General features: G+C 48.2%; 38 protein-coding genes and 1 pseudogene (1 of these 39 running past the window's edge). 37 read left to right on the top strand and 2 right to left on the bottom strand.

Translation table 11 applies throughout. The features are described 5' to 3' along the window. The first annotated feature begins 41 nt into the window (after window positions 1-41). From rpsS to PJDR2_RS28400, 34 genes and pseudogenes are all read left to right on the top strand, one after another. A complete protein-coding gene (rpsS, locus tag PJDR2_RS28550; RefSeq protein WP_015847220.1) occupies window positions 42-320 on the top strand; it encodes a 30S ribosomal protein S19 in 279 nt (92 codons plus the stop codon). A gap of 42 nt (window positions 321-362) precedes the next feature. Further along, a complete protein-coding gene (gene rplV / locus PJDR2_RS28545) occupies window positions 363-698 on the top strand; it encodes a 50S ribosomal protein L22 (RefSeq protein WP_015847219.1) in 336 nt (111 codons plus the stop codon). Window positions 699-711: 13 nt separating this feature from the next. Further along, window positions 712-1,374, top strand: a complete 663-nt coding sequence (gene rpsC / locus PJDR2_RS28540) for a 30S ribosomal protein S3 (RefSeq protein ID WP_015847218.1) — start codon at window positions 712-714, stop codon at window positions 1,372-1,374. Window positions 1,375-1,376: 2 nt separating this feature from the next. Continuing rightward, window positions 1,377-1,811: a 50S ribosomal protein L16 gene (gene rplP / locus PJDR2_RS28535; RefSeq protein WP_015847217.1), complete on the top strand. Its 435-nt coding sequence runs from the start codon at window positions 1,377-1,379 to the stop codon at window positions 1,809-1,811. Beyond that, on the top strand, window positions 1,801-2,001 hold the full coding sequence (gene rpmC / locus PJDR2_RS28530) for a 50S ribosomal protein L29 (RefSeq protein ID WP_015847216.1): 201 nt from the start codon (window positions 1,801-1,803) through the stop codon (window positions 1,999-2,001). Before rplP ends, rpmC begins: the two co-directional genes overlap by 11 nt. A 51-nt stretch (window positions 2,002-2,052) precedes the next feature. Next, the gene (gene rpsQ / locus PJDR2_RS28525; protein WP_015847215.1) at window positions 2,053-2,316 is read left to right on the top strand and encodes a 30S ribosomal protein S17; all 264 of its coding nucleotides are present in this window, start codon (window positions 2,053-2,055) and stop codon (window positions 2,314-2,316) included. A gap of 48 nt (window positions 2,317-2,364) precedes the next feature. Next, window positions 2,365-2,733: a 50S ribosomal protein L14 gene (gene rplN / locus PJDR2_RS28520; protein WP_015847214.1), complete on the top strand. Its 369-nt coding sequence runs from the start codon at window positions 2,365-2,367 to the stop codon at window positions 2,731-2,733. A gap of 69 nt (window positions 2,734-2,802) precedes the next feature. Further along, the gene (rplX, locus tag PJDR2_RS28515; protein WP_015847213.1) at window positions 2,803-3,156 is read left to right on the top strand and encodes a 50S ribosomal protein L24; all 354 of its coding nucleotides are present in this window, start codon (window positions 2,803-2,805) and stop codon (window positions 3,154-3,156) included. A 31-nt stretch (window positions 3,157-3,187) separates the two neighbouring features. Then, the gene (rplE, locus tag PJDR2_RS28510; protein WP_015847212.1) at window positions 3,188-3,730 is read left to right on the top strand and encodes a 50S ribosomal protein L5; all 543 of its coding nucleotides are present in this window, start codon (window positions 3,188-3,190) and stop codon (window positions 3,728-3,730) included. Window positions 3,731-3,756: 26 nt separating this feature from the next. Next, window positions 3,757-3,942: a type Z 30S ribosomal protein S14 gene (locus tag PJDR2_RS32645; protein WP_015847211.1), complete on the top strand. Its 186-nt coding sequence runs from the start codon at window positions 3,757-3,759 to the stop codon at window positions 3,940-3,942. Window positions 3,943-3,973: 31 nt separating this feature from the next. Next, window positions 3,974-4,372: a 30S ribosomal protein S8 gene (gene rpsH / locus PJDR2_RS28505; protein WP_015847210.1), complete on the top strand. Its 399-nt coding sequence runs from the start codon at window positions 3,974-3,976 to the stop codon at window positions 4,370-4,372. Between the two features lie 30 nt (window positions 4,373-4,402). Then, window positions 4,403-4,945 (top strand): 50S ribosomal protein L6, encoded by a 543-nt coding sequence (gene rplF, locus PJDR2_RS28500; protein ID WP_015847209.1) that lies wholly within the window; start codon window positions 4,403-4,405, stop codon window positions 4,943-4,945. A 61-nt stretch (window positions 4,946-5,006) separates the two neighbouring features. Then, window positions 5,007-5,375, top strand: a complete 369-nt coding sequence (rplR, locus tag PJDR2_RS28495; protein ID WP_015847208.1) for a 50S ribosomal protein L18 — start codon at window positions 5,007-5,009, stop codon at window positions 5,373-5,375. A 30-nt stretch (window positions 5,376-5,405) separates the two neighbouring features. Beyond that, the gene (gene rpsE / locus PJDR2_RS28490; RefSeq protein WP_015847207.1) at window positions 5,406-5,903 is read left to right on the top strand and encodes a 30S ribosomal protein S5; all 498 of its coding nucleotides are present in this window, start codon (window positions 5,406-5,408) and stop codon (window positions 5,901-5,903) included. A 13-nt stretch (window positions 5,904-5,916) separates the two neighbouring features. Beyond that, on the top strand, window positions 5,917-6,096 hold the full coding sequence (gene rpmD, locus PJDR2_RS28485) for a 50S ribosomal protein L30 (protein ID WP_015847206.1): 180 nt from the start codon (window positions 5,917-5,919) through the stop codon (window positions 6,094-6,096). A gap of 44 nt (window positions 6,097-6,140) precedes the next feature. Further along, window positions 6,141-6,581 (top strand): 50S ribosomal protein L15, encoded by a 441-nt coding sequence (gene rplO, locus PJDR2_RS28480; RefSeq protein WP_015847205.1) that lies wholly within the window; start codon window positions 6,141-6,143, stop codon window positions 6,579-6,581. Then, window positions 6,582-7,883, top strand: coding sequence for a preprotein translocase subunit SecY (gene secY, locus PJDR2_RS28475; RefSeq protein ID WP_015847204.1), 1,302 nt, complete (start codon window positions 6,582-6,584; stop codon window positions 7,881-7,883). It abuts the gene before it with no gap. 89 nt (window positions 7,884-7,972) lie between these two features. Then, entirely contained in the window at window positions 7,973-8,623 is a 651-nt protein-coding gene (locus PJDR2_RS28470) for an adenylate kinase (RefSeq protein WP_015847203.1), read from the top strand. Continuing rightward, complete coding sequence (gene map / locus PJDR2_RS28465; protein WP_015847202.1) at window positions 8,623-9,381, top strand: type I methionyl aminopeptidase; 759 nt, start codon at window positions 8,623-8,625, stop codon at window positions 9,379-9,381. The genes PJDR2_RS28470 and map overlap by 1 nt, the downstream gene beginning before the upstream one ends. A 6-nt stretch (window positions 9,382-9,387) precedes the next feature. After that, entirely contained in the window at window positions 9,388-9,669 is a 282-nt protein-coding gene (locus PJDR2_RS28460; RefSeq protein ID WP_015847201.1) for a KOW domain-containing RNA-binding protein, read from the top strand. 2 nt (window positions 9,670-9,671) lie between these two features. Then, a complete protein-coding gene (infA, locus tag PJDR2_RS28455; RefSeq protein ID WP_015847200.1) occupies window positions 9,672-9,887 on the top strand; it encodes a translation initiation factor IF-1 in 216 nt (71 codons plus the stop codon). 44 nt (window positions 9,888-9,931) lie between these two features. After that, window positions 9,932-10,045 (top strand): 50S ribosomal protein L36, encoded by a 114-nt coding sequence (gene rpmJ, locus PJDR2_RS32640; RefSeq protein WP_003333770.1) that lies wholly within the window; start codon window positions 9,932-9,934, stop codon window positions 10,043-10,045. A gap of 18 nt (window positions 10,046-10,063) precedes the next feature. Next, window positions 10,064-10,432, top strand: a complete 369-nt coding sequence (rpsM, locus tag PJDR2_RS28450; RefSeq protein WP_015847199.1) for a 30S ribosomal protein S13 — start codon at window positions 10,064-10,066, stop codon at window positions 10,430-10,432. A gap of 19 nt (window positions 10,433-10,451) precedes the next feature. Continuing rightward, on the top strand, window positions 10,452-10,847 hold the full coding sequence (rpsK, locus tag PJDR2_RS28445) for a 30S ribosomal protein S11 (RefSeq protein WP_015847198.1): 396 nt from the start codon (window positions 10,452-10,454) through the stop codon (window positions 10,845-10,847). 126 nt (window positions 10,848-10,973) lie between these two features. Continuing rightward, window positions 10,974-11,918 carry a DNA-directed RNA polymerase subunit alpha gene (locus tag PJDR2_RS28440; protein WP_015847197.1) on the top strand — a complete coding sequence of 315 codons (945 nt, stop codon included), beginning with the start codon at window positions 10,974-10,976 and terminating at the stop codon, window positions 11,916-11,918. A gap of 48 nt (window positions 11,919-11,966) precedes the next feature. Further along, a complete protein-coding gene (gene rplQ, locus PJDR2_RS28435) occupies window positions 11,967-12,332 on the top strand; it encodes a 50S ribosomal protein L17 (protein ID WP_015847196.1) in 366 nt (121 codons plus the stop codon). A 420-nt stretch (window positions 12,333-12,752) separates the two neighbouring features. Continuing rightward, window positions 12,753-13,493, top strand: coding sequence for a tRNA pseudouridine(38-40) synthase TruA (gene truA, locus PJDR2_RS28430; protein ID WP_015847195.1), 741 nt, complete (start codon window positions 12,753-12,755; stop codon window positions 13,491-13,493). A gap of 201 nt (window positions 13,494-13,694) precedes the next feature. Next, window positions 13,695-14,132: a 50S ribosomal protein L13 gene (gene rplM, locus PJDR2_RS28425; protein ID WP_015847194.1), complete on the top strand. Its 438-nt coding sequence runs from the start codon at window positions 13,695-13,697 to the stop codon at window positions 14,130-14,132. 18 nt (window positions 14,133-14,150) lie between these two features. Further along, entirely contained in the window at window positions 14,151-14,543 is a 393-nt protein-coding gene (gene rpsI, locus PJDR2_RS28420; RefSeq protein WP_015847193.1) for a 30S ribosomal protein S9, read from the top strand. Window positions 14,544-14,743: 200 nt separating this feature from the next. After that, a complete protein-coding gene (locus tag PJDR2_RS28415) occupies window positions 14,744-15,439 on the top strand; it encodes a phosphoadenylyl-sulfate reductase (RefSeq protein WP_015847192.1) in 696 nt (231 codons plus the stop codon). A 78-nt stretch (window positions 15,440-15,517) separates the two neighbouring features. Continuing rightward, a complete protein-coding gene (locus PJDR2_RS28410) occupies window positions 15,518-15,703 on the top strand; it encodes a hypothetical protein (protein ID WP_041613679.1) in 186 nt (61 codons plus the stop codon). Next, window positions 15,694-15,834, top strand: a pseudogene (gene sat, locus PJDR2_RS33880) (sulfate adenylyltransferase); the annotation flags it as partial. The gene PJDR2_RS28410 and the pseudogene sat, both read left to right, overlap by 10 nt. Before the next feature lie 105 nt (window positions 15,835-15,939). After that, window positions 15,940-16,749 (top strand): N-acetylmuramoyl-L-alanine amidase CwlD, encoded by an 810-nt coding sequence (gene cwlD, locus PJDR2_RS28405; RefSeq protein ID WP_015847191.1) that lies wholly within the window; start codon window positions 15,940-15,942, stop codon window positions 16,747-16,749. 97 nt (window positions 16,750-16,846) lie between these two features. Further along, entirely contained in the window at window positions 16,847-17,941 is a 1,095-nt protein-coding gene (locus PJDR2_RS28400) for an Mrp/NBP35 family ATP-binding protein (protein WP_015847190.1), read from the top strand. 93 nt (window positions 17,942-18,034) lie between these two features. Here PJDR2_RS28400 and gerD read toward each other — a convergent pair whose 3' ends face one another. Then, complete coding sequence (gerD, locus tag PJDR2_RS28395) at window positions 18,035-18,748, bottom strand: spore germination lipoprotein GerD (protein ID WP_041613678.1); 714 nt, start codon at window positions 18,746-18,748, stop codon at window positions 18,035-18,037. 211 nt (window positions 18,749-18,959) lie between these two features. Between gerD and PJDR2_RS28390 the strand changes: the two genes are divergently transcribed. Then, window positions 18,960-19,544 carry a KinB-signaling pathway activation protein gene (locus PJDR2_RS28390; RefSeq protein ID WP_015847188.1) on the top strand — a complete coding sequence of 195 codons (585 nt, stop codon included), beginning with the start codon at window positions 18,960-18,962 and terminating at the stop codon, window positions 19,542-19,544. Between the two features lie 3 nt (window positions 19,545-19,547). Here PJDR2_RS28390 and pdaB read toward each other — a convergent pair whose 3' ends face one another. Continuing rightward, entirely contained in the window at window positions 19,548-20,372 is an 825-nt protein-coding gene (gene pdaB, locus PJDR2_RS28385; protein WP_015847187.1) for a polysaccharide deacetylase family sporulation protein PdaB, read from the bottom strand. Window positions 20,373-20,493: 121 nt separating this feature from the next. Between pdaB and PJDR2_RS28380 the strand changes: the two genes are divergently transcribed. Further along, the gene (locus PJDR2_RS28380; protein ID WP_015847186.1) at window positions 20,494-21,117 is read left to right on the top strand and encodes a stage II sporulation protein M; all 624 of its coding nucleotides are present in this window, start codon (window positions 20,494-20,496) and stop codon (window positions 21,115-21,117) included. Between the two features lie 135 nt (window positions 21,118-21,252). Further along, window positions 21,253-21,460: the 5' portion of a hypothetical protein gene (locus tag PJDR2_RS28375; RefSeq protein WP_015847185.1), read on the top strand. It continues 14 nt past the right edge of the window; the window shows 208 of its 222 coding nt (coding positions 1-208); it begins with the start codon at window positions 21,253-21,255; its stop codon lies beyond the right edge, outside the window.

Genomic DNA, 21,460 nt, shown 5'->3' with positions numbered 1-21,460 from the left:
ACTGATGGTCGCGCTACGTTTCCGCGAAGGGAGGACTCCAAATGGGTCGCAGTTTAAAAAAAGGTCCGTTTATTGACGGCCACCTGCTTAAAAAGGTCGAGGTTTTGAACGAAACGAATAAAAAAGTCGTTATCAAAACATGGTCCCGTCGCTCGACAATTTTCCCACAGTTCATCGGTCACACGATTGCAGTCTATGACGGCCGCAAGCATGTACCGGTTTATGTTACGGAAGATATGGTTGGACACAAGTTCGGTGAGTTTGCACCGACTCGTACCTACAAAGGCCATGACGATGACAAAAAAACAGGCAAAAGATAATTTGCCTAGATTATTTTTTTATGTATGAGAGGAGGTTCATCCATGCCAGAAGCTAAAGCGCACGCTAATTTCGTACGCATTGCTCCTCGTAAAGCACAGCTGGTTGCGGACTTGATCCGTGGCAAGCAAGTAGGTGAAGCGATCGCGATTTTGCGTCATACACCGAAATCTGCTTCCCCAATCCTGGAGAAGTTGCTGAACTCTGCTATTGCTAACGCTGAGCATAACTACCAATTGGACGTGAACAAACTGGTTATCACACAAGCGTTCGTGAACCAAGGTCCGACAATGAAACGTTTCCGCCCTCGTGCAATGGGACGCGCAAGCCGGATCAACAAAAGAACCAGCCACATCACATTGGTTGTATCTGAAAAATAAGGAGGGATAACGTGTGGGTCAAAAGGTAAATCCGGTCGGTCTTCGTATCGGGATTATCCGTGATTGGGAATCCAAATGGTACGCTGGCAAAGACTTCGGCGATCTTCTGTTGGAAGACGTGAAAATTCGTGAATACCTGAAGAACAAACTGAAAGATGCAGCAGTATCCCACATCGAGATCGAGCGCGCGGCTAACCGCGTTAACGTAACGATTAACACTGCTAAGCCAGGCATGGTTATCGGCAAAGGCGGTTCTGAAGTAGAAAGCCTTCGTACGGAGCTTGGCAAAATCACTAAAGGCAAAAAAGTTCACATTAACATTTCCGAAATTAAACAAGCAGATCTGGATGCTATTCTTGTAGCTGAAAGCATCGCGCAACAACTGGAGCGTCGTGTTTCTTTCCGTCGTGCTTTGAAACAAGCGATCCAACGTTCGATGCGCGCAGGCGCTAAAGGGATTAAGACTGCTGTCAGCGGTCGTCTCGGCGGTGCTGAAATTGCTCGTTCGGAAGGCTACAGCGAAGGTACAGTACCGCTTCATACACTGCGCGCAGACATCGACTACGGCACAGCTGAAGCACACACTACTTACGGCCGTATCGGCGTAAAAGTATGGATCTATCGCGGCGAAGTCCTTCCAGCTAAGAAGAAAGCTCCCCAGGAAGGAGGCAACTAATCATGTTGGTACCTAAACGTGTCAAACACCGTAAGCAACAACGCGGAAATATGAGAGGTCGCGCTAAAGGCGGCACTGAAGTAGCTTTCGGCGAATACGGCTTGCAAGCTCTTGAACCAACTTGGATTACGAACCGTCAAATTGAAGCGGCTCGTATCGCAATGACTCGTTATATCAAGCGTGGCGGTAAAGTGTGGATTAAAATCTTCCCACATAAACCGATCACTCAAAAGCCTCTCGAAGTTCGGATGGGTAGCGGTAAAGGTAACGTGGAAAAATGGGTTGCAGTCGTGAAACCAGGCAAGATCATGTTTGAACTGGCTGGTGTTTCCGAAGAAGTCGCTCGTGAAGCGATGCGCCTCGCGTCCCACAAACTGCCGATCAAAACGAAGTTCGTGAAACGCGAAGAAGTAGGTGGTGAAGCAAATGAAAGCTAGTGAATTTCGCAACCTTACCTCTGCTGAGATTGAAGTAAAAATCGCTGGTTTTAAAGAAGAGCTTTTCAACCTTCGTTTCCAACTGGCTACTGGCCAATTGGAAAGCCCGACACGTATTCGTGACGTGCGTAAGAATATCGCTCGCGCTAAAACCATTTTGCATGAAAGACAACTCGGTATCAGCAGCTAATTTAGCTGTCCTTGACTAAGGGTTACCAAGGTTTAAGGAAGGAGGAAGAACATGAGCGAACGTAATGCCCGCAAAGTTCAAATCGGTAAAGTCGTTAGCGATAAAATGGACAAAACAATCGTTGTTGCTGTTGAAACATACAAAAAACACGATTTGTACCATAAACGCATCAAATACACGAAAAAGTTCAAAGCGCATGATGAGAACAATCAAGCGAAAATTGGCGATATCGTGAAAATCATGGAGACTCGTCCACTTTCGAAAGACAAACGCTTCAGATTGGTAGAAGTTGTTGAAGTGGCAGTTGTCCTTTAAGATGTTATAATCAGTGAATGAGCATTTTCCCGGAAGGAGGACGTTGAGATGATTCAACCATTTACTCGTTTGCGTGTTGCCGACAACTCCGGAGCTAAAGAACTGATGTGTATTCGTGTTCTTGGCGGTACTGGCCGTCGCGTAGGCGCTATCGGTGACCTGATTGTGTGTTCTGTAAAACAAGCAACACCAGGCGGCGTTGTCAAAAAAGGTGACGTTGTTAAAGCGGTTATCGTTCGTACGAAGCGTGCAGTTCGTCGTAAAGACGGTTCTTACATCGCATTCGATGAGAACGCAGCTGTAATCGTTAAAGAAGATAAGAGCCCGCGCGGTACTCGTATTTTTGGACCTGTTGCCCGTGAGCTTCGCGATAAAGATTTCATGAAAATCGTATCGCTTGCACCAGAGGTTATCTAAGACAAATGCCCTGTGTATAACAGGGATCGCGATATAGCCTGAAAGCTTATTGAGCAGGAGGTGTAATCAATGCCAAGACTGAAAAAGATTCTTGAATCGCACAACAACAAGCTTCACGTTAAAAAAGACGACACGGTTATCGTTATCTCCGGTAAGGATAAAGGCAAAAAAGGTCGTGTAATCGCTGCGTATCCGCGTGAAAACCGCGTACTCGTAGAAGGCGTGAACTTTGTTAAAAAGCATACTCGTCCGTCCCAAGTGAACCCACAAGGCGGAATTATCGAGCAAGAAGCTCCAGTTCACGTTTCCAACGTGATGCACATTGATCCGAAGAGCGGTAAAGTTACTCGTATCGGATACAAAGTGCTGGACAACGGCAAAAAAGTCCGGTACGCAAAACGTTCCGGCGAAGTGATCGACTAATCGTTACTGTAGGAAAGGAGGTCCATAAATAATGGCAGCAAGATTGAAAGATAAATTTCTTAACGATATTACGCCTGCATTGATGCAGAAGTTTAACTATACGACTGTAATGCAAGTGCCGAAGATCGAGAAAGTTGTCATCAACATGGGTGTTGGCGAAGCGGTTGCTAACTCCAAAGTGCTTGATGTCGCTGTCGACGAACTTCGTCAAATCTCCGGTCAAAAGCCGGTTGTAACTCGTGCGAAGAAGTCCATCGCGGGCTTTAAACTTCGTGAGAACATGCCAATCGGGGTTAAAGTAACACTGCGCGGCGAGCGCATGTACTACTTCCTTGACAAGCTGTTCAACATCTCGCTCCCACGCGTACGTGACTTCCGCGGTGTATCGACGAAAGCATTCGACGGTCGCGGTAACTACACGCTTGGCCTGAAAGAGCAACTCATCTTCCCAGAGATCGAGTATGATAAAGTTGATAAAGTTCGTGGTATGGACATCGTCATCGTCACGACGGCAAAAACGGACGAAGAATCTCGTGAACTGCTTACCCAAATGGGCATGCCGTTCGCGAAGTAATCCACTTCTAGGAGGTGTAATACCAAGTGGCAAAAACTTCGATGAAAGTGAAGCAACAACGTACACCGAAATTCCAAGTGCGTGCCTATACGCGCTGTGAACGTTGCGGCCGTCCGCACTCTGTTTTGCAAAAGTTTAAAATTTGCCGGATTTGTTTCCGCGAATTAGCATACAAAGGCCAGATTCCTGGCGTTAAAAAAGCAAGCTGGTAATCAGCCTAGTTCGGGAAGGAGGTTAACACAAATGGTTATGTCTGATCCGATTGCAGATATGCTGACACGCATTCGTAATGCGAATGTTGTTCGTCACGAAACCGTGGAATTGCCCGCTTCGAAAGTTAAGAAGCAAATCGCAGAAATTCTGAAACGCGAGGGCTTCATCCGCGATGCTGAATATATCGAAGACAACAAACAAGGGATTATCCGTATTTTCTTGAAATACGGCCCTAACCAAGAGCGCGTTATCACTGGTCTGAAACGTATTTCTAAACCAGGTCTGCGCGTTTACACTAAATCGACTGAAATCCCACGCGTTTTGGGTGGTCTGGGAATTGCTATCATTTCCACATCCAAAGGGGTTATGACCGATAAAGAAGCTCGCCAAGGCAAAGCAGGCGGCGAAGTCGTTTGCTACGTTTGGTAATTAACTAGTCACAAGATTGGAGGTGTAACAATGTCCCGTATTGGTCGTAAACCAATCCAAGTGCCAGCTGGCGTTAGCATTAACTTGGATAACACGGTTATTACTGTAAAAGGACCGAAAGGATCGCTTACTCGCGAAATTCACAAAGACATGAAAGTGAACGTTGCTGAGAACGAGATCGTAATCGAACGTCCTTCCGATAATAAATTGCATCGTTCTTTGCACGGAACAACTCGCAGCGTCATCGCTAACATGGTGAGCGGCGTTACTGAAGGCTTCTCGAAAAACCTGGAGCTGGTAGGCGTAGGTTACCGTGCGAACAAAACTGGCGATAAGATTGTTCTTAACGTTGGTTATTCCCACCCAGTGGAGATTGCACCTGAAGCCGGTATTGAGTTCGAAGTTCCAGCGAACACGAAAATCACTGTTCGCGGTATCGACAAAGAGCGCGTAGGCGCTGTTGCTGCTCAAATCCGTTCCGTACGTGAACCAGAGCCTTACAAAGGCAAAGGTATCAAGTACGAAGGCGAGCGCATCATCCGCAAAGAAGGTAAAGCTGGTAAGAAGAAATAAGCAGTCTGATTGGGCTGCTTAAAATAGCGGTATAAGGCAGAAGGAAAGGAGTGAACCTTGAATGATTACGAAAGGCGATAAAAACAAGGCTCGTCTGAAAAGACACTTGCGTGTTCGTAAAAAAATCAACGGAACGGTAGCTCGTCCACGTCTCTCGGTATTCCGTTCGGCGAAGCATATCTATGCTCAACTGATCGATGACGTACAAGGCGTAACGCTTGCATCCGCATCCACAGTGGATAAAGAACTGGTAGAAGCAATCGGCAACGGCGGTAGCGTAGAAGCTGCTCGTCAAGTTGGACAATTGATTGCACAACGCGCTCAAGCGAAAGGGGTTTCCCAAATCGTATTTGACCGTGGTGGTTACTTGTATCATGGCAGAATTCAGGCGCTTGCTGAAGCAGCACGCGAAGCTGGTCTGGAATTCTAGTCGAATTTACTTATAAGGAGGTTAATCGACTTGCGTGTAGATCCAAATACGTTAGAACTAACTGAAAAAGTTGTCCACATCAACCGCGTTGCTAAAGTTGTTAAAGGCGGACGTCGTTTCAGCTTTAGTGCGCTCGTAGTTGTCGGCGACGGCAAAGGCTACGTAGGCGCAGGGATCGGTAAAGCGGGCGAAGTACCTGATGCGATTCGCAAAGGTATCGAAGACGCTAAGAAAAACCTGATCCACGTTCCACTCGTTGGAACAACAATTCCACATCTTGTAGTTGGACATTTCGGTGCAGGTGAAGTTCTCCTGAAACCGGCATCCAAAGGTACAGGTGTTATCGCCGGCGGCCCTGTTCGTGCAGTACTCGAACTGGCTGGTGTAGGCGATATCCTGACGAAATCGCTTGGTTCTTCGAACTCCATGAACATGGTTAACGCAACGCTTGAAGGTCTTTCCCGCCTGAAGCGCGCGGAAGATGTTGCGAAGCTTCGTGGAAAAACTGTCGAAGAGCTGTTAGGTTAAGGAGGGGAATAGGATGGCAAAATTGCAAATCACCCTCGTTCGCAGTGTGATCGGCCGTAACGAAAAGCAACGCGCGACTGTTGAATCTTTCGGTTTGAAGAAAATTCACCAATCCGTTGTTTTGAACGACAGCCCGGCTGTTCGCGGCATGATTAACGCTGTAAGCCACTTGATCAAAGTAGAAGAAGTGTAAGCAACTTGCTTGCTATAAGAAATAAATAAGGAGGTGCAAGAACGATGAAATTGCATGAACTCGCACCAGCACCAGGCTCCACGCAAGTGGCAAAGCGCAAAGGTCGCGGTATTGGCTCCGGTAACGGTAAAACATCTGGTAAGGGTCATAAAGGTCAAAACGCTCGTTCCGGCGGCGGTGTACGCCCTGGTTTCGAGGGTGGCCAAAACCCATTGTACCGTCGTTTGCCGAAACGCGGCTTCAACAACCGTTTCCGCACTGAGTACGCTATCGTTAACATTGAAGAGCTGAACAAATTTGCAGCAGGTTCCGAAGTTACTCCAGAAGTTCTTCTTGAGCAAGGGATCATCAAAAATCCTTTGGCGGGCATTAAGATCTTGGGTAATGGCGAAGTTAAGGTTCAATTGACTGTAAAAGCAAACAAGTTCTCTCAATCTGCGGTAGAGAAAATCCAGGCTGCCGGCGGTAAAACCGAGGTGATCTAATTGTTTAACACCGTGTCCAACATTTGGAAAGTGGCGGATTTGCGCAGGCGGATCCTCTTCACCCTTTTCATACTGCTTGTTTATCGCATCGGAGCTTTTATTCCGGCGCCAGGCGTTGACAAAGATGTATTCAAACAGGTTGACCAATCCGGTGTAAATCTGTTCGGTTTGCTTAACACGTTCTCCGGCGGTGCGTTGTACCACTTCTCTATTTTTGCGATTGGTATCGCTCCATACATTACGGCTTCGATCATCGTACAGCTGTTATCGATGGACGTTATCCCTAAATTCGCGGAATGGGCGAAGGAAGGCGAGAACGGGAAGAAAAAGCTCGCGCAGATTACACGTTACGGCACGGTAATCCTTGGTTTATTGCAAGGTTTTGCAACAGCAATCGGCTTCAATCGTCAATACAACTACGAAATGGTTCCTAATGCGAATTTTGTCGATTACTTGCTCATCGCTCTCGTTCTGACAGCGGGCGTATCATTCCTGATGTGGCTTGGCGAACAAATTACAGAGCGCGGTATCGGTAACGGTATCTCGGTTCTGATCTTTGCCGCTATCGCAGCAAGCATTCCGCAACATATTCGTACGATCTACACGACAGAATTTGCATCGCAAGATGGCAACCTGTTCTGGAGCATTGGCAAAGTTGTGCTGATCGCAGTGGCGATTGTACTGATTATTGTAGGGGTAATCTTCGTACAACAAGGTATCCGTAAGATTCCGGTTCAATATGCTAAACGCGTAGTTGGTCGGAAGATGTATGGCGGTCAATCGACTCACATACCAATGAAAGTGAACGGCGCTGGTGTTATTCCGGTCATTTTCGCAATTTCGTTATTGATGTTCCCGGCAACAATCGCTCAGTTCTGGTCTGGTGCCACTTGGGCAGATTGGATCATGCATAACCTGACGTACACACAGCCGCTTGGCATGGTACTGTATGTTCTGCTGATTATCGGGTTCACGTTCTTCTATACATTCGTACAGATCAATCCGGTTCAAATGGCGGATCAGATGAAGAAGAATGGCGGTTACATCCCAGGCATTCGTCCTGGTAAACCAACATCCTCTTATTTGACTCGCGTATTGTCGCGGATTACGCTGACGGGTGCGATTTTCCTGGCCGTTATCTCCTTGTTGCCAGTGGTATTCGGCGAAATCGCCGGATTGCCTGCTTCGGTAAGACTTGGCGGTACCTCGCTTCTTATCGTTATCGGTGTTGCACTTGATACGATGAAGCAAATCGAGAGCCAGTTGATAAAACGCCATTACAAAGGGTTTATCAATAAATAACAATAGGTTCCGACCGGGATTCCGTAACGTCGCAAACGCGATGGACGGAACCCGCACGAGCCTATTGTGCTTAAAGCGAGGAAGACGGAATGAACATTTTATTCATGGGTCCTCCGGGGGCCGGTAAAGGTACGCAGGCAGAACGTATCGTTGGCGAGTTCGGCATTCCGCACATCTCGACAGGCGATGCATTCCGTCTTGCGATGAAACAGGGGACTCCGCTCGGTCTTAAAGCGAAAGAGTATGTCGATCAAGGCAAACTCGTTTCCGATGAGATTACGAACGGTATTGTCAAAGAACGTCTTGCTCAAGACGATTGCAATAAAGGTTTCTTGCTTGACGGTTTTCCACGTACGCTGCAGCAAGCCGAAGCGCTTGATGTTATGCTTACTGAATTGAACCGTAGCATTGACCATGTTGTTAATTTGAAAGTTGACCGCGGCTTGCTGCTCGCCCGTCTGACTGGTAGACGCATTTGTAAAGCCTGCGGCTCGACATACCATGTAATGTTCAACCCACCGAAACAAGAAGGCGTCTGCGACAAGTGCGGCGGCGAATTGTACCAACGGTCGGATGACACGGAAGAGAAAGTCGGAACGCGTCTTGACGAGTATATCTCGAAAACCGCGCCGCTTCTTGACTACTACAACGGTAAAGGTCTACTTCGCGAAGTCGACGGCGAGAAGGAAATCGATACGGTTACGGCCGAGATTGTTTCCTGCTTGCGAGGTTCATTGTAATGATCATTTGCAAATCCGATTCGGAGCTGCGATATATGAGGGAAGCCGGCCGCATTGTAGCGGAGACACATCGGATTATGGCTGAAGCGGTAAAGCCCGGGGTTACGACCCAGGAGCTCGATCAGCTGGCCGAAGCGTACATCCGCAGCCAAGGCGCTGAGCCATCCTTCAAAGGTTACAATGGTTTTCCTGCCAGCATTTGCGCTTCTGTAAATGACGAGCTGGTACACGGTTTTCCCGGACCTCGTAAGTTGAACGAAGGCGATATTATAAGCATCGACATTGGAGCGCAATACAAAGGCTATCATGGCGACTCTGCCTGGACCTATCCGGTCGGTAACGTATCGGATGAAGTCAAGCGGTTGCTTGAGGTGACAGAGGAATCGCTGTACGCAGGGATTAATCTGATCCGCCCAGATGTTCGTTTATTTACAATATCGCATGCGGTTCAACAGGTTGCCGAAGCGGCGGGCTTTTCGATTGTACGGGAATTTGTCGGACACGGTATTGGCAAGGACCTCCATGAGGAACCGCAAATTCCGAATTACGGCATTCCGGATCGCGGGCCGCGTCTTAAGCCAGGAATGGTGCTTTGCATCGAACCTATGGTCAACATCGGCGAACGTTATGTTCGCACGCTTGAAGACAATTGGACGGTCGTAACGGAAGACGGCTCTTGGTGCGCTCACTTCGAGCACACGGTTGCCGTAACGGAGGACGGATTCGAAATTTTGACGAAACTACCGCAGTCGGTGTAATCTGTTATGGATAAGCAACCGCAAATCGGTCAAATCGTTAAGGTGCTTCGGGGCAAAGATGAGAACAGCTATGCTGTTATTATTGAAATTGTTGACGAACGCTTCGTACTGATCGTCGATGGCGATAAGCGCAGGTTTGATCAACCGAAGAAAAAGAACGTTCTGCATCTCGAGTTACAACCCGCTATAAGCAGCGAAGTTACAAGCAGCTTGCTTGAAACGGGCAGGGTGACCAATGCCAAGTTACGTTATGTGATTCAGAAGTACGCACATGCGAAAGGAGAATGACGGTGGCTAAGGAAGACGTCATTGAGGTCGAAGGTACGGTAATCGAACCGCTGCCGAATGCCATGTTCAAGGTGGAGCTGGAGAACGGTCATCAAATTCTCGCACATGTTTCCGGTAAACTCAGAATGCACTTCATCCGTATTCTGACTGGGGACAAAGTGGTTATACAGTTATCGCCTTATGATTTATCAAGAGGGCGCATCACCTATCGGAAGTAGGCCGCTTGCGGTTTGCTCTCGAAGGATTCGGGAGGTAATTCACAATGAAGGTTAGACCTTCGGTAAAGCCGATTTGCGAAAAATGCAAAGTCATTCGTCGCAAAGGCAACGTTATGGTAATTTGTGAAAATCCGAAACACAAACAAAAACAAGGATAAAAGGAGGGACAATGGCTTATGGCACGTATTGCTGGTGTAGATATTCCGCGTGATAAACGCGTTGAAATCGCCCTGACGTACATTTTCGGTATTGGCAAAACAACTTCGCAAAAGATTCTGGCTTCTACTGGCGTGAACCCTGATACTCGCGTTCGCGATCTGACAGAAGACGAACTTGCTAAATTGCGCGAAGCAATTGACAAATCCGTTAAAGTGGAAGGCGACCTTCGTCGTGAGATTTCGCTTAACATTAAACGTCTGATTGAGATCGGCTGCTACCGTGGCGTTCGTCATCGTCGTGGCTTGCCTGTTCGCGGTCAACGTACGAAAACAAATGCGCGTACGCGTAAAGGTCCTCGTCGGACTGTAGCTAACAAGAAGAAATAATAAAGGGGTGAAATAGGCAATGGCTAAACCTAAAAAAGTCGTTCGTACAAAACGTCGTGACCGGAAAAATATTGAGTCGGGCGTAGCACACATCCGTTCGACATTCAATAACACGATCGTAACGATCACTGACCCTCATGGCAATGCAATCTCTTGGGCAAGCTCCGGTAACCTGGGCTTCAAGGGTTCGCGTAAATCCACGCCTTTCGCAGCGCAAATGGCAGCTGAAGCAGCAGCTAAAGCAGCGATGGAGCATGGCATGAAAGCTGTTGAGGTTATGGTTAAAGGTCCTGGCGCAGGCCGCGAAGCAGCGATTCGTTCGCTTCAAGCAGCTGGTCTGGAAGTTAACCTGATTAAAGACGTAACGCCAGTTCCTCACAACGGATGCCGTCCGCCGAAACGTCGTCGCGTATAGTTGGATCCGCTGTGGTATCAAATAACAACAACTTGTGAATAATGGTTGTGAAGGTTTGGCATACTACGAGATTTGACTAAACAATACGAATGGTAACGGAGCGACGTTTGAAGGAGGGTACTATTAGTGATTGAGATCGAAAAGCCGAAAATCGAGACCGTAGATTTGAATGAGGATGGAACATACGGGCGTTTCGTAGTAGAACCGCTCGAGCGTGGATATGGCACGACGCTTGGAAATTCGCTTCGCCGAATTTTGTTGTCATCGCTGCCAGGTGCGGCAGTAACATCTGTTCAGATCGACGGAGTGCTTCACGAGTTCTCTACGGTTCCTGGAGTGATCGAGGACGTAACTGAGATCATTTTGAACTTGAAAGGACTCTCGTTGAAAATCCACTCCGATGAAGAAAAGGTGTTGGAAATCGACGCTGAAGGCGAAGGAATCGTTACGGCAGGGGATATTCGAGCTGACAGCGATGTCGAGATTTTGAACCCTGATCTTCACATCGCAACCTTGGCCTCCGGCGCGCGGCTCCATTTGCGAATTTTTGCCAATCGCGGACGTGGTTACGTCCAGGCGGACCGTAACAAACGGGACGATCAACCGATTGGGGTTATTCCCGTTGATTCGATTTACACGCCAATTACCCGTGTCAATTACAGCGTTGAAAATACCCGCGTTGGTCAAGTAACCAACTACGACAAGCTTACGCTTGAAGTATGGACTGACGGCAGTATTAGACCGGAAGAGGCTGTAAGCCTTGGCGCTAAAATTTTGACAGAGCATTTGGACCTGTTCGTCGGATTGACCGATGAAGCCAAAGACGCGGAAATCATGGTCGAGAAGGAAGAGGACAAGAAAGAGAAAGTTCTGGAGATGACAATCGAAGAACTGGATCTGTCTGTTCGTTCCTACAACTGCTTGAAACGTGCAGGCATTAACACTGTTCAAGAGCTGATCACGAAATCCGAAGAGGATATGATGAAGGTTCGTAACCTGGGCCGTAAATCCCTCGAGGAAGTTCAAGAGAAGCTGGAAGAGCTGGGTCTTGGCCTGCGCATGGAAGAGTAGTAGCTTGAACATCTAGAACAGACTATAGGCAAGGGAGGGGAAAACAAAATGGCATATCAAAAATTGGGCCGTGACGCTAGCGCGCGGAAAGCATTGTTCCGTGACCTCGTTACTGACCTGTTCCTGTATGAGCGCATTCAAACAACAGAAGCTAAAGCGAAAGAGGTTCGTTCTATCGCTGAAAAGCTGATCACGAAAGCGAAAAAAGGTGACTTGCACGCTCGTCGTCAAGTAGCTGCATACGTTCGTCGTGAAACTGTTAATGGAGAGCAAGATGCAATCCAAAAGCTGTTCTCCGAGCTGGCCACCCGTTACTCGGAACGTGCGGGCGGATACACACGGATTTTGAAACTGGGACCTCGCCGTGGCGACGCTGCGCCTATGGTGTACCTGGAACTGGTTGACCGTGCGTAGCACAAGCGTAATCAGCTCGCCGCTTTAAGCGGTTGAGCTACGTTTCGCGGTGAGAAAGGGTGGACCCTTGAGGCCACCTTTTTTTATTGCCTGGCGGGGTAGTGATTGTTCCGTTTGGCATTATGCTGCATGAAAGGTTTATCCTTCGATCGCTGTTGTTCACAGATTTCTTCATCACACACGCTTAAGCGGTTGAAATCTGTGAACAAAGGCGAACGCTTAAAAGCTTTCTGCAAGAAAGCTGCTTCGGAAGCATTCACTCGCTTCTCAGGACAAAACCTTTCATTCCGCAACATGCCGGAACAATTTCTACAACGCAAAGGCAAGAAAAAAGAGTGGCCGAAAAGGGTCCACCCTTTTGAATTAAGGGGATTGAATGTTAATTACGTATGTTGTTAACAGATGGGGAAGTGATGAAGGATGAGGAATATAGCAGCGACGGTAAGCTACGACGGGACGGACTTTAACGGGTTTCAGTCTCAGCCGTACGGACGGACCATCCAGCAGGAAATCGAACTGGCAATCAAGAAGCTGACCGGCGAGGATATTATTATTCTCGGATCGGGCAGAACGGACGCCGGCGTGCATGCAAATGGACAAGTGTTCAACTTTCTGACGGAATCCACGATTCCGGCGGAGCGTTGGGCTATTGCCCTGAATACGCGCCTGCCGAAGGATATTGTTATTCTCGAAGCGCATGAAGTGCCGGAAGCTTTTCACTCCCGGCGCTCTGCGAAGCGGAAGACGTATCGCTACACGATTGATATGGGGAAGTTTCCGGATGTGTTCTATCGCCGCTATGCGTTCCATCATCCTACACCGCTTAATGTTGAGGCCATGCAGAAGGGACTTAGCTTCCTTGTGGGGGAACATGACTTCACTTCATTTACGTCCATACACTCGACTAAGCCGCATCATGTTCGGACTATCTACGAGGCTTATCTTGAGCGTGAAGGGCAAATGCTCCATATGTATATGACAGGCAACGGGTTTCTCTATAACATGATCAGAATCGTGATGGGCACGCTGCTTCATGTCGGCCACGGCAAGCTCAAGCCGGAAGATATGGCGCGCATATTGGAAGGCCGCAAGCGGTCTCTTGCCGGTCCAACGGCGATGCCTCACGGTCTGATGCTGATGAAGGTAGAATATCCGGAATAAACGCAAATTAACAATTAATAACTTCTTGATTTAGGCCATTATCTATAGTAGAATATAACTTGTGCTTTCTTAGTGGCTATCCCACAGCCCCGACTGAGACTGACACAAACTTGGCATGCAACACCCGATTCAACTAACTGTTAAAACGTGAAACGTTGTTTAATAAAACTTTAACTGTAATGGAAATAAGGAGGATCATCCATGCGTACTACGTATATGGCTAAGCCTAATGAAGTTGAGCGTAAATGGCACATCATTGATGCTGCTGGCAAAACGCTTGGCCGTCTGGCTACTGAAGCTGCTAGCCTGATCCGCGGCAAGCACAAACCGCAATTTACTCCTCACGTTGATACCGGTGACTTCGTTATCGTAATCAACGCTGACAAAATTGTTCTCACTGGTAAGAAAATGCAAAACAAAATGTACTATCGTCACTCGGGCTACTCTGGCGGTTTGAAAGTAACGCCAGCTCACGAAATGATCGCTAAAAAAGCTGATCGCGCTATCGAACTGGCTGTTCACGGCATGTTGCCAAAAACACGCCAAGGTAACGCAATGAAGCTTAGACTTAAAGCATACGCTGGTTCGGAGCATCCGCATCAAGCACAAAATCCAGAAGTTTACGAACTTCGCGGCTAATAAGGGGAGGACAGTTTCATGGCACAAGTACAATACTATGGAACCGGTCGTCGTAAACACTCTGTTGCACGTGTACGTCTGGTGCCGGGTGAAGGACGAATCATTGTTAATAAACGCGACCTGAACGAATACTTTGGTCTGGAAACTTTGAAGCTGATTGTTAAGCAGCCATTGGTTCTGACTGAAACTTTGAACAACTACGACGTTATCGTAATCGCTAACGGCGGCGGTATGTCTGGTCAAGCTGGCGCTATCCGCCACGGTATCTCCCGTGCTCTGCTTAAAGCAGACCCTGAGTTCCGTCCAGCTCTGAAACGTGCTGGCTTCCTGACTCGTGACCCACGTATGAAAGAACGTAAAAAATACGGTCTTAAAGCGGCTCGTCGCGCGCCACAGTTCTCGAAACGTTAATATCGAAATCAAACACCTTCTCTGCTTGCGGAGAGGGTGTTTTTTTGTTTTCCAAACGGAATGAGTATGTTCAAATGGATGCATCGACAGAACTTTATTTCATTTTGGATAAAACTTATGTTGATCATTTAAGTATTTGAACGTATACTTTATTTAATAGCATATGAATTTACTTGGAATTACAAATGGAGGGCAAAACCATGAACCTGTTCGAAAAAGAAGCATTGGTTAAACAAAAAGCGGAAGAGCTTGAAAATGCGACGCCACAAGAGATATTGGCCTACGCAGTTGAAGCATTCCCTAATATTACGTTTGCATGCAGCTTTGGTGCGGAAGACGTTGTACTGGTCGACATGCTGCAAAAGGTCAGCCCGAAAACAGATATTTTCTACTTGGATACAGACTTCCACTTTAAAGAAACGTATGAAACGCGTGATCGCATGGTAGAACGTTATCCCGGTATTCCATTTGTTGAAGTTAAACCGCTAATCACGCCTGAAGAGCAAGCAGAGCGCCATGGCGCCGAGCTGTGGAAATCGGACGCTAACGCTTGCTGCAATATCCGCAAGGTTGAGCCGTTGACAAGAATTCTGTCTAAGTACGATGCGTGGATCACGGGTATCCGTCGGGACCAAGCTCCTACTCGCGCTAATGCGAAAAAGGTTGAATACGATACAAAATTCGGTCTGATAAAATTCAACCCGATTGCAGGTTGGACTACGGAAGATGTATGGAATTACATCCGCGAGAACGATGTAATCTACAACCCGCTGCATGACCAGAACTACCCAAGCATTGGCTGTGAGTACTGCACACGCCAAGTTATGCCTGGCGAAGACCCTCGTGCTGGACGTTGGTCCGGTCAAGAGAAAACAGAATGCGGTTTGCATAAATAAGAGATCTGCATAAATAAAATAGTTAAGTACATGAAATGGCCGGCAACTCGGGATACACGTACCCAAGGAGGCTAAAGCATGAGTCAGATTTTACCGCATGGCGGCGAGCTCGTTAATCGTCTTGCTTCTCGCGAGCAGCGTGAGGCGCTTTTGATTGAAGCTAAGTCCTTGAATACGATCGTTATTAATAACTGGACGTTATCAGACCTGGATCTGATTGCTGTTGGGGCATTCTCGCCTCTGACCGGCTTCATGAACACCTGACACTGTCTGGTACTAAAGTTCGCGCATTGCTGCGCGAAGGCGTTTGCCCGCCGCCAGAATTCTCTCGTCCGGAAGTGGCGAAGATTCTGATTGAAGGTATGGCACAGCAACCGCGGTCAAAATCAAATTAATAAGGTTAAGCAAAGTCTAACTGCAGCTTGGCCATCATAATCAACCACCTCGTCCCATATAAATGATAAAGAGATCATTTGTATGGAAACGGGGTGGTTTTATTTATGCGCCGAAAACGTTTGGTCGTCTGGATGACTTATAAGGGAGCGCTCCGCATCGCGGCCGGCATGGCAGCGCTTGTGTTGACCTGGATAATACTTACCCAAGGTGGGGAGCCGGTATCCCGGACCTGGAGTTATTGGACGCTGCCTTTATCCGGGAAAACAATTGCGATTGATGCGGGCCATGGAGGCGTTGACGGCGGTGCGGTTAGCAAGGAGGGGGTAGTTGAAAAGGACTTAAACCTTGCGATTGCGCTCTACCTCAGAGATTATCTGCAGCAGGCAGGAGCCATTGTACTGCTCACCAGAGAAGGAGATTATGATCTGGCAGGCCAGGATACGAAGGGTTATTCCAAGCGCAAGACGGAGGATTTGCTGCAGCGTGTAGCCAACATCAAGGAAAGTAAGCCAAGCCTTGTTATCAGCATCCATATGAACAGCATTCCGTCCGCAAAGTGGTCAGGAGCTCAAACGTTTTTTAATCCTGCTAATCATCCGGACAACCAAGTTCTTGCCACGTTTATACAAAACGAGATCCGCCGTAATCTGGAGAATACAAGCAGGGTAGCCGTTATGGACAAAAATAACGTATACCTTCTTAAAGCACTGGATGATATTCCTACGGCACTTGTTGAAGTCGGATTCCTGTCTAATCCGGGGGAAGCCGCGCGTCTGGCTGATTCGAATTATCAGCGTCAGGTGGCCGCTTCGATTTATCAAGGTATTCTCCGGTATTCCTCAGGGGAAAAGCTGAATACGGGTACAGCGGCGGATGCTGCATCGGATATGAAGGCGGCTGAACCGACGAATTAACCTTGTCCCGCTTAATATGTTATAATCATTTTAAATAAGCAGCTACTTTTACGCTTACACCTACAACTACTCTTCTACATAAAGGTGGGACTCATTCATGTTGACACGTGAACAAGCTCTGGAAGCCGTCGGTTCAGTAACGGCCCAATATAGCGCGGACTCCGTTACCGTCCGCGATGTTGTTGTGAAGGACCGTCAAGTATCGATGACGGTCCTGACAGCCAGCGAGGACCTTCGTCCCTCGCTGGAAACCGCGCTGCGCGATGCGCTCGCGCGGGCTGGCGCCGAAACCGTGCATTGCCGGTTTCGTGCGCTGGAGAGCGGCGCAGGCGCAGCTGCCGCGCCGCAAGGACAAGCCGGCGGCAAAGCCCAGCCGGCCGCGGCCAAAGGCCCCGTACAAGGTCACGGGGCCGGAATCGAAAGCCCGCTGCTTGCCGCTGGCAGCGGCACTCAGTTCATTGCCGTCGCCAGCGGCAAGGGCGGCGTCGGCAAATCGACGGTGACCGTCAATCTTGCGGTCGCCTTAGCCCGCAAAGGCAAGCGCGTCGGCATCATCGACGCGGATATTTACGGCTTCAGCGTGCCCGATATGATGGGCATCGAGACGCGCCCCGAGATCGTGAACGAGCGCGTTATTCCAATTGAACGCTATGGCGTCAAAGTCATGTCGATGGGCTTCTTTGTTGAAGACAACAGCCCGATCGTATGGCGCGGGCCGATGCTGGGCAAGATGCTTCGCAATTTCTTTGCCGAAATCGAATGGGGCGAGCTGGATTACCTGCTGCTTGACCTGCCTCCGGGAACGGGCGATGTGGCGCTCGACGTCCATCAGATTATCCCGCAGAGCAAAGAGATTATCGTAACGACGCCTCATGCGACAGCAGCATTTGTAGCGGCCCGCGCCGGCGCGATGGCTATCAAGACTGAGCATGAGATTATTGGCGTCGTGGAGAACATGTCCTATTACAAATGCAGCAAATGCGGCGAGCCGGAGTACATTTTTGGACGCGGCGGCGGCGCCCGTCTTGCAGAATCCCTGCATGCGGAACTGCTCGCCCAGATTCCGCTGGGACAGCCGGATAATCACATTTCCGAGCCGGATTTCTCGCCTTCGGTGTATAAGGCCGAGAGCGAGACAGGTGCGTTGTACCTGGATATTGCCGAACAAGTTATTCAAAAATGCAGCCGTTAATCCAAAATAAAAGCCCGGACCGGGAAGAGAGCGTATAGCTCTCGACCAGGTCCGGGCTTTTCGTACATCTATAGCCTTCCATCTATGTCACGGTTAAGTCGAAGAATCAGAGCCGTCTCCTTCGCCGCTGCCGCCATCATCACTTTGTTTTTCATCTCCGGAGGAGCCGCCTTCTTCACCACCGCCGCCGCCTTCTTGCGACTTCTTATCAACTTTTTCATCCGGCTTTGGTTTTAGCTCTTCCTGTACTGCTTTTTTCATCAGATCAAGCACTTCCAGACGGAAGAGGGGGTTTTGCATCGATTCCTGCATGAGGGACATAACCTGCTTTTTATATTGCGTGCTTTGCAGCACTTCGAGAATCATTTTGTCCATTTCCGGCGTTTTGAACGCTTTGATCATTTGTTCCTGGTACGTCGGATCCTTCATTAGTTCCTTGTGAATGTCTTTGTTTTGCTTGTTTACGGCTTTGGCAAATTCACCGGCAAAACGGGTATCCGTCATTAAAGTCCGGATGACCTTGTCGTATTCCGGAGAAACCATTACATCTTTTACGGCAAGGCGCACCTGCTCTTGATCCTGTACAGACAACAGCTTGGTACCGCTGCCGTTATAGCCGGACATTTGCTGGGCGGATTCCTGTAAAGCTTTTTGAGCATCTTCGGTTTTCAGTATGTCAATAACCATCGACTTCATATCCTTGTAGCTGATCTGTTGGTTGTTGCCTCCTGAAGATTCCGCACCGCAGCTTGTTAAGACAAATGTTAGGGCGGAAAGCGCCGTTAATAAAGCCAATCGCATGCGCATGCTCCCACGATCTCCCTTCTATGATTACCATTGCTGAATTTAAACGTAGTATGCGTTAAAGTTCACGGGATTATCATGGCTTCGTAGTTAGCTTTTTATGACGAACGTGGTAAAATAATGGTTGGCACAGGAAAGTGCTTACAATGGCACGATCCTCGCCAAACATGAAGGAGGATAACGGAATTATGAATTTGAAAAGATGGGGACCTGCATGGCCGTCGGGGCTGTAGTTACAGTCATCAGCGGGTCGATCATGCAATGGACGGACCAGTCCTTCGGATTTATGGGGCTTGAGGCAGCCGGGTTTAACGCCTTCATGATGGCGATGGTCGGCTTATTGATAGGGGCATTTAGCCAAATGGGGTTCTTTGCTTACCTGACCTTGAATTACATTGCATTAAGCATTTTCCGCAAAAGCTATCTCTGGAACGCTCTCCAGGGCTATACAACGATTTTTGCCGTATTTGGCCTCGGTTATATGCTTTATGAGCAGCGGACCAACAACTGGTTCTTCTGGGTGCTGCCGCTTGTTCTTTTGATCTGCTCCCTCGCCGTGGCATACGTCAAAGTCAGCCAAACCAAACCAAGCGCATTTGTGCCAACCACGTTTTTGATGTTCTTCGTTACCTTCGTGGAAGCATGGCCGGCTCTGCAAGGGGAGACCAACATTTCGGCTATCGTCTTTATGATTATCCCGTTGTTTGTCTGCAATGCTTACCAAATCCTCATGCTGCACCGTTTGCTTCATAAAAATACAACAACCGACTCTGCAACATCTGCAAAGCCGGTCGCGTAATAATCAATAGCCAGTATCCGCAGCTGCCATAGCATCCTCGAGTCCAAGCATCGTAAGAGAGGTCGTTTTGTCCTGTACAGCACGGCCTTCCGACTCGGTTTGATTAATCAGCTCGGATACGGTTACGAATTCATATCCTTTCGCACGAAGCTCATCGATGATTACAGGGAGTGCTTCATGCGTTTGTTTCACGGAATCGCTGGCGTGCATAAGAATAATGTCTCCATTATGGGCACGGCTTACGACACGGTTGATAATCTTGTCCGTTCCAATGTTCAGCCAGTCCATTGAATCGGTATCCCATTGGATAACTTTGTAGTTAAGCTCTTCCGCGATACGGAGCACGCGTTTGTCGAAATCTCCGTTAGGAAGGCGAATCAGGTTTGGCTGCTTGCCGGTCAGATCGGTCAAGATAGTATGTGCGGTTGTGATTTGCGTACGAATCTCATCATCGCTAAGCTTGCTGTAGTTATCATGCTTGTGGCCATGGCTGCCGATCTCAAAGCCGTCATTCACGATATCTTTGACAATGTCGGGATGGGACTGGCTCCAAGGCGAAGACAGGAAGAAGGTTGCTTGTGTAACCCCTTTGTCTTTTAATACCTTCAGAATCGGTTCCGTACGCTTGTCCCCCCAGCTAATGTCGAATGTCAGGGCTACGACCTTTTTATCCGTAGGGACACTGTATATAGCGGCTGGCTGCTGTGGTGAGAATACCGTGATGTTGTCTCTTTCTGCGTAAATAACCCCTACAGAGAAGACGAGTGCGAGAACAAGAAGGAAGTTGCGTTTTAATTTTCGTCCGTTAAGTACATAAAAAAAGTTCATCTGATAAGGCTCTCCTTTCTAATGGAAGCTTGTTCTAGTACAATCCTATGCTCGTACACATCCAAGATATTCATGCTTGTTCAAACCATTTAATAAAGAAGTTACAAAGGAGAGAAGAGGCATGTTTCGCTGGTCTGAAATAAAAGCCCATTTCAAAATCATGAATCCCTACATCGCGTTTGGATTCATTTTGTTTTTTGCCGGACTTGTCGTCGGAGGAACCAACAGCGCTTTTAGCGATTATCTCGAGCAGCAGTTGAAGGCCCTCGGCAATGTAGCCGAATCTCTGGAGCAGACGAAGAATCCGACGCTTGCCTTTATGGTCTTTATCTTTTTAAACAATGCGATCAAATCCATCTTTATCATCTATATAGGCGCGATCTTCGGCATCATCCCGATTTTCTTCCTGGTTCTTAACGGCATGGTTGTAGGCTTCTTGCTGCAGCATGTAGCAGAGACGCAGGGAACGGGGGATATGCTTACGGTTATATTGGGACTGCTGCCTCACGGAATAATTGAGATCCCAGCGATCGTAGTGGCATGCGCTTACGGGATGAAGTTTGGCGTTCTGTTGCTTAAGGCATTAGGAAGGATCGTTATTCCGGGGAAGGAAGCGGGCAAATCCGGCCGGGAGATCGAATATTTCATGATTAGATCCGTTCCGGTGGTCGTTATTCTAACGGTGGCATTGCTTGTTGCGGCGGTAATTGAAAGCACAGTTAGCGTTTGGGTAAGTTCGTTGTAATATTTTTCCGATTAATTGAGCATAACAGTAAGGCGGCGTCGTGATGCGTAATCGCAAGACGCCGCTTTTGCTTTCGATTGCCGCAGCAAAACTTAGCTGCAGGGCCAATTCAGCTTAGGAGGGCGCACATTAGTTATGCTAGGAATTCTATTCAACGACAAAGAATGCAAAGAACTCGATTACGTCCTGCGCAAAGAATTAGATGAGATGCTGCTTGATCTGAATGACAATCGTTTAGACGGAGATATTAAGCAAGCGATAACGAGACGCTACAAAATCATCTTCCGTATGTATGCCCGCATTGCCTCCCCGAAAGAGCTGTCCCGGTATGCATTAAATGTCC

The sequence above is a fragment of the Paenibacillus sp. JDR-2 genome (assembly GCF_000023585.1).
In the GTDB taxonomy this organism is placed as follows: domain Bacteria; phylum Bacillota; class Bacilli; order Paenibacillales; family Paenibacillaceae; genus Pristimantibacillus.
This window is presented reverse-complemented; position numbering and strand designations above follow the sequence as displayed.